The sequence below is a fragment of the Streptococcus mitis genome, from assembly GCF_001074635.1.
Lineage (GTDB): Bacteria > Bacillota > Bacilli > Lactobacillales > Streptococcaceae > Streptococcus > Streptococcus mitis_E.
Genome location: NZ_JUQO01000158.1, coordinates 1 through 208, shown reverse-complemented (window position 1 = coordinate 208; position 208 = coordinate 1). Strand labels below are relative to the sequence as shown.

1 pseudogene is annotated in these 208 nt (G+C 43.3%); it reads left to right on the top strand.

The features are described from left to right. Positions 1-208 (top strand): annotated as a pseudogene (locus ADI58_RS06625) (hypothetical protein); the annotation flags it as partial.

Below are 208 nucleotides of genomic sequence, written 5' to 3'. Positions count from 1 at the left end.
TGTCTGTTTAGAAGCTGACTCGCTTACTGAGTTGCTTGTTGAAGCCGATTCTGAAGCTTGCTTAGATGCAGATTCACTTGCTGAGTTGCTTGTTGAAGCTGATTCTGAAGTTTGCTTAGAGGCAGATTCACTTGCTGAGTTGCTTGCTGAAGCTGATTCTGATGCTTGCTTAGATGCAGATTCACTTACTGAGTTGCTTGTTGAAGCT